4 protein-coding genes are annotated in these 5,717 nt (G+C 72.9%); all 4 read right to left on the bottom strand.

The genetic code is table 11. The annotated features are described in order from the left end of the window. Positions 1-71 precede the first annotated feature (71 nt). Positions 72-1,514, bottom strand: a complete 1,443-nt coding sequence (obgE, locus tag LJ221_RS03930) for a GTPase ObgE (RefSeq protein ID WP_241713733.1) — start codon at positions 1,512-1,514, stop codon at positions 72-74. A 202-nt stretch (positions 1,515-1,716) separates the two neighbouring features. Then, positions 1,717-1,974 carry a 50S ribosomal protein L27 gene (gene rpmA, locus LJ221_RS03925; protein ID WP_241713732.1) on the bottom strand — a complete coding sequence of 86 codons (258 nt, stop codon included), beginning with the start codon at positions 1,972-1,974 and terminating at the stop codon, positions 1,717-1,719. 14 nt (positions 1,975-1,988) lie between these two features. Continuing rightward, positions 1,989-2,312, bottom strand: coding sequence for a 50S ribosomal protein L21 (gene rplU, locus LJ221_RS03920; protein ID WP_093654483.1), 324 nt, complete (start codon positions 2,310-2,312; stop codon positions 1,989-1,991). Between the two features lie 258 nt (positions 2,313-2,570). Beyond that, positions 2,571-5,717 (bottom strand): Rne/Rng family ribonuclease (locus tag LJ221_RS03915; RefSeq protein ID WP_241713730.1); only part of this gene is annotated, 3,147 nt, incomplete at its 5' end.

Below are 5,717 nucleotides of genomic sequence, written 5' to 3'. Positions count from 1 at the left end.
GCCCCGCACCCTCGGGAGAGAGGGTGCGGGGCCACCGCCGCTGCCGGCGTCCGCGCCGTGACCACTCGTGACTACTCCTCGAAGGGATCGAAGCCCTCGTACGCGCGCAGAGCCTCGTCGCGCTCCGCGTCGCGGTCGCGGCGGCGCTGGGCGGCCGGGCGGATGGTGTCCATGCGGTGGTCCTCGCCGCGGCGGCCGAGCATCTCCGCGCCCGCGGCCACCGAGGGCTCCCAGTCGAAGACGACCGCGTTGTCCTCCGAGCCGATGGCCACGCCGTCGCCCTCGTGGGCGCCCGCCTTCATCAGCTCGTCCTCGACGCCGAGGCGGTTGAGCCGGTCGGCGAGGTAGCCGACGGCCTCGTCGTTGCTGAAGTCGGTCTGGCGCACCCAGCGCTCCGGCTTCTCACCGCGCACCCGGAAGAACCCCTCACCCTCCCGCGTGACGGTGAAGCCGGCGTCGTCCACGGCCTGCGGGCGGATGACGATACGGGTCGCCTCCTCCACCGGCCTGGCCGCGCGCGCCTCCTCCACGATCCCCGCCAGGGCGAAGGACAGCTCCCTGAGCCCCTTGCGGCTGACGGCCGAGACCTCGAGGACCGAGTAACCGCGCGCCTCCAGGTCGGGGCGGATGATGTCGGCCAGGTCCTGCCCGTCGGGGATGTCCACCTTGTTGAGCACCACCACGCGCGGACGGCCGTCCAGACCGCCGTACTGGGCCAGTTCGGCCTCGATGACGTCCAGGTCGGTGACCGGGTCGCGCTCGGACTCCAGTGTCGCGCAGTCCAGCACGTGCACCAGGACCTCGCATCGCTCCACGTGACGCAGGAACTCCAGGCCCAGGCCCTTGCCCTGGCTGGCCCCGGGGATCAGACCGGGCACGTCGGCGATGGTGTAGACGGTCGCGCCCGCCGTCACCACGCCCAGGTTGGGCACCAGGGTGGTGAAGGGGTAGTCGGCGATCTTCGGCTTGGCCGCGGAGAGGACGGAGATCAGGGAGGACTTGCCCGCCGACGGATAGCCGACCAGGGCCACGTCCGCCACCGTCTTCAGCTCCAGGACGATGTCGCGGGTTTCCCCCGGCTCGCCCAGCAGCGCGAAGCCCGGCGCCTTGCGGCGGGCCGAGGCCAGCGCGGCGTTGCCCAGGCCGCCGCGTCCGCCGCGCCCGGCGACGAAGGTGGTGCCCTGCCCGACGAGGTCGGCGAGCATGTTGCCCCGCCGGTCCAGGACGACCGTGCCGTCCGGGACCGGCAGCACCAGGTCCCCGCCGTCCGCGCCCGAGCGGTTGCCGCCCTCGCCGGGCCTGCCGTTGGTCGCCCGGCGGTGCGGGGTGTGGTGGTACTCCAGCAGCGTGGTCACGGACTGGTCGACGACGAGGATCACGTCCCCGCCCCGGCCGCCGTTGCCGCCGTCCGGGCCGCCCAGCGGCTTGAACTTCTCACGGTGGACGGAGGCACAGCCGTGGCCTCCGTTACCCGCGGCGACGTGCAACTCGACGCGGTCCACGAAGGTGGTCATGACGGGTGCCTCCAGGCTGGTGTTCGAGGGATGTGCGGGTGCCGATCCGCGAGTCCGCGGATCACGGGGGCGGCGCCGCGCGGGCCGCCTCCGTACAACGCGCCGAGGGCGGAACCGCTTCCCCGTCCGTACGCGCGGGGCGCGTACGGACGGGAGGCGGTCCGCCCTCGGGGGGTGCTGCGGGTCGTACCGGGGCCGGTGGTTACTCGGCGGCCGGGACGATGTTCACGACCTTGCGGCCACGCGCGGTGCCGAACTGCACCGCGCCGGCGGCCAGCGCGAACAGGGTGTCGTCGCCGCCGCGGCCCACGCCGGAGCCCGGGTGGAAGTGGGTGCCGCGCTGGCGGACCAGGATCTCGCCCGCGTTGACGACCTGACCGCCGAAGCGCTTCACGCCGAGCCGCTGGGCATTGGAGTCGCGACCGTTCCGAGTGGACGATGCGCCCTTCTTGTGTGCCATCTCTCCTCAGTCCCTTACTTCGTCGCCGGGGCGTCGATACCGGTGATCTTCAGCGCGGTGTGCAGCTGACGGTGACCGATCCGCTTGCGGTAGCCGGTCTTGTTCTTGTACTTCATGATGTCGATCTTGGCACCCTTGTGGTGGTCCACGACCTCGGCGTGGACCTTCACGCCGGCCAGGACCCACGGGTCGCTGGTGACCGCGTCGCCATCGACGATGAGCAGGGTCGAGAGCTCGACGCTGTCGCCGACCTTGCTGGTGGAGATACGGTCAACCTCAATGACATCGCCGACGGACACCTTCTGCTGGCGGCCGCCGGTGCGCACGATCGCGTACACGCGGAACTCTCTCTCGCTCGTGGGTGGGGCCCCTGATGCCAGCCGCTCGCCACGGGCGGGGCCCGTGCGGATCCGAGTGGATTGAGCGGCCTCTCCTCGCGCTCACGCGACACCTCGCGGAGTGCGTGGAGGGATTTGCTCAGGAGCCTGGCGTGTCCATCGACACGCCGCGACGGTCAAGGTTACGGGGCTTTGTCGCGGGGGGTCAAACCGGCCCCGGACGCCGACGGGCGTCCCGGGCCGGTCGTCCGCCTTCCGTCAGTCCTCGGCCGGAGCCGAGACGGACCGCGGGTCCTGCTGTTCGGCCGCCGCGGTCCTGCGGGCGGCCGTCTTCTTGGCGGCCGTCTTCTTGGCGGTCGTCTTCTTGGCGGCGGTCTTCTTCGCCGCCGTCCTCTTCTTGGCCGCCGACTCCGCGGTCTTCTCGGTCGCCGTCTTCTTGGCCGTCGTCTTCTTGGCGGTGGTCTTGGCGGTGGCCTTCTTCGCCGTGGACGCGGTCTTCTTGGCGGCGGCCTTCTTGGCCGTCTTGCGGGCGGTCTTCTTCGCCGGAGCGGCCTCCTCGGCGGGGGCCTCCGCGACCGGTTCCGAGGGGGTCTCCCCCGGAACCTCGGCCGGCGCCTCGGCGACCGGCTCCTCCACAGAGGCCACGGGCTCGGCGGAGGGGACGGCGGGCTCGGTGATCTCGGCCGTCTCGGGGGATCCGGCCGGGGCCGCCGCACGGCGCACCACGCGGCGGCGGGGGCGGGCCGGCGGAGCGGTCTGCGCCGGAGCCTCCGCGGGCTCCTCCGCCATCTCGGCCGACTCCTCCACGGGCGCCCGCAGCGCCTCCTCGGCAGCCGGAACCACCGTCACCGCGGCCTCCACCTCAGCAGCCGCCCTCGGTGGACCCGCCGGAGCCGACACCTTGCGCGCACCACGGCGCCGGGTACGCGGCGCGGCCTCCTCCGCGGCCGGCTCGGACACGGCTGTCGCGGGAGCCGCGGTCTGCGCCGGAGCCTCCGCGGGCTCCTCCGTCGCCCCGGCCGACTCCTCCACGGGCGCCCGCGGCGCCTCCTCGGCAGCCGGAACCACCGTCACCGCGGCCTCCACCTCAGCAGCCGCCCTCGGCGGACCCGCCGGAGCCGACACCTTGCGACCGCCTGCGCGCCGCCGCCTGCGGCCGCGCCGGGCGGCCTCCTCGGCCTCGGCCGCGCTGCTGTACAGGTCCTCGTCCGGGACGAACTCCGGCTCCGGCAGCGCGGCCGGCACGGCGGCCTCCGCCGCCACCTCGGCGAGCGTCTCGGCCGCCGGCTCCTCCGCGGAGGGCGCGGGGACCTCGACGGGGGTCTCGGGCTGCTGGGCCGGCGCCTTGCCCTTCTTCCTGCCGCGCTTGCCGCCACCGCCACCGCCCTGGGCGTGCACCTGGTCCATGTGGACGGTCAGGCCCCGGCCGTTACAGTGCACACAGGTCTCGGAGAAGGACTCCAGCAGCCCCTGACCGACCCGCTTGCGCGTCATCTGGACCAGTCCCAGCGAGGTGACCTCGGCCACCTGGTGCTTGGTGCGGTCGCGGCCCAGGCACTCCAGCAGGCGCCGCATCACCAGGTCGCGGTTGGACTCCAGCACCATGTCGATGAAGTCGATCACGATGATGCCGCCGAGGTCGCGCAGCCTGAGCTGGCGCACGATCTCCTCGGCCGCCTCCAGGTTGTTCCTGGTGACCGTCTCCTCAAGGTTTCCGCCCTGGCCGGTGAACTTGCCGGTGTTGACGTCGATCACGATCATCGCCTCGGTGCGGTCGATGACCAGCGATCCGCCGCTGGGCAGCCAGACCTTGCGGTCCAGCGCCTTCATCAGCTGCTCGTCGATCCGGTAGGTGGCGAAGACGTCCACCTCGGAGGTCCAGCGCTGGAGCCGGTCGGCCAGGTCGGGCGCGACGTGCGAGACGTACCCGTGGATCGTCTCCCACGCCTGGTCGCCGCTGATGACGACCTTGGAGAAGTCCTCGTTGAAGATGTCGCGGACGACCCGGACGGTCATGTCCGGCTCGCCGTAGAGCAGTGTCGGCGCACCGCCCTTGCGGGCCTTCTTCTGGATGTCCTCCCACTGCGCCTGGAGCCGCTCGACATCGCGGCGCAGCTCGTCCTCGCTGGCTCCCTCGGCGGCGGTGCGGACGATGACACCCGCGTCCTCGGGGACGATCCGCTTGAGGATCTGCTTGAGCCGGGTCCGTTCGGTGTCCGGCAGCTTGCGGCTGATGCCGGTCATCGAGCCCTCGGGCACGTAGACCAGGTAGCGGCCGGGGAGGGAGACCTGGCTGGTCAGCCGGGCGCCCTTGTGGCCGATCGGGTCCTTGGTCACCTGGACCAGGACGGACTGGCCGGACTTGAGCGCGGTCTCGATGCGGCGCGGACCGCCGGACAGGCCCAGCGCCTCGAAGTTCACCTCACCGGCGTACAGGACGGCGTTGCGTCCCTTGCCGATGTCGACGAAGGCGGCCTCCATCGACGGCAGGACGTTCTGGACCTTGCCCAGGTAGACGTTGCCGACGTAACTGGTGGCCTGCTCCTTGTTGACGAAGTGCTCGACGAGGACGCCGTCCTCCAGCACCCCGATCTGGGTGCGCTCGCCGCTCTGGCGGACCACCATGACGCGCTCGACCGCCTCACGGCGGGCGAGGAACTCGGCCTCGGTGATGATCGGGACGCGGCGGCGGCCCTGCTCACGGCCCTCGCGACGGCGCTGCTTCTTGGCCTCCAGACGGGTGGAGCCCTTGATGGACTGCACACCGTCGGCGTTCTCGGACGACTCGTCCCTCCTCTTCCGCGGCTCGCGCACCTTGACGACCGTGCGCTCCGGGTCGTCCTGGGCCGCCTCGGCTGCCTGGGGCTCGGCCTCGCCGCTGCTGCGGCGGCGACGGCGGCGGCGTCGCGAGGTGCTGCTGGAGGCGCCCTGGTGCTCCTCGGTGCCCTCGCCCCGCTCCTCGTCCTCCCGGCCGCTCCCATCGGCCACCGCCCCGCCCTCGCCGGCGCTCTCGCGGGTCTCGTCGCCCTCCTCGCCCTCGCCGGCGTCCTCGGTGTCGGAGCCGCGACGGCGGCGGCGCCCGCCACGGCGGCGGCGGCGTGAGGGGCGCTCCTCGCCCTCGTCCGTCTCGCCCCGGCCGTAGGTCTCCTCGTCCTCCTCGCCGCCCTCCTCGGCGGCTCCGGTCCCGGCCCGGGCCCGGGTCTCCGCGGCTTCACCAGCCTCGGCGGCGGGCTGTTCGTCCCGCTCCTCCTGCTCGGCGGGCTCGCCGCTCCTGCGGCGGCGGCGACGGCGGCGGGCCGCGGCCGGCGGGGTCTTGGTGATGAAGGTGAAGGAGCGGTCCTCGTAGACCGTGATCTCCACCGGGATGACCCAGCCGCGCTGCGACTCGGTCGCGGCGTTGTAGGC

The organism is Streptomyces sp. CNQ085 (assembly GCF_022614595.1).
GTDB lineage: Bacteria > Actinomycetota > Actinomycetes > Streptomycetales > Streptomycetaceae > Streptomyces.
The sequence above is the reverse complement of the archived record's forward strand: the minus strand, read 5'-3'. Positions and strand labels throughout refer to the sequence as shown.

Coding starts and splice junctions, on each gene's coding strand:
- obgE (WP_241713733.1), bottom strand. CDS start 1,514: ATGACCACCTTCGTGGACCGCGTCGAGTTGCACGTCGCCGCGGGTAAC.
- rpmA (WP_241713732.1), bottom strand. CDS start 1,974: ATGGCACACAAGAAGGGCGCATCGTCCACTCGGAACGGTCGCGACTCC.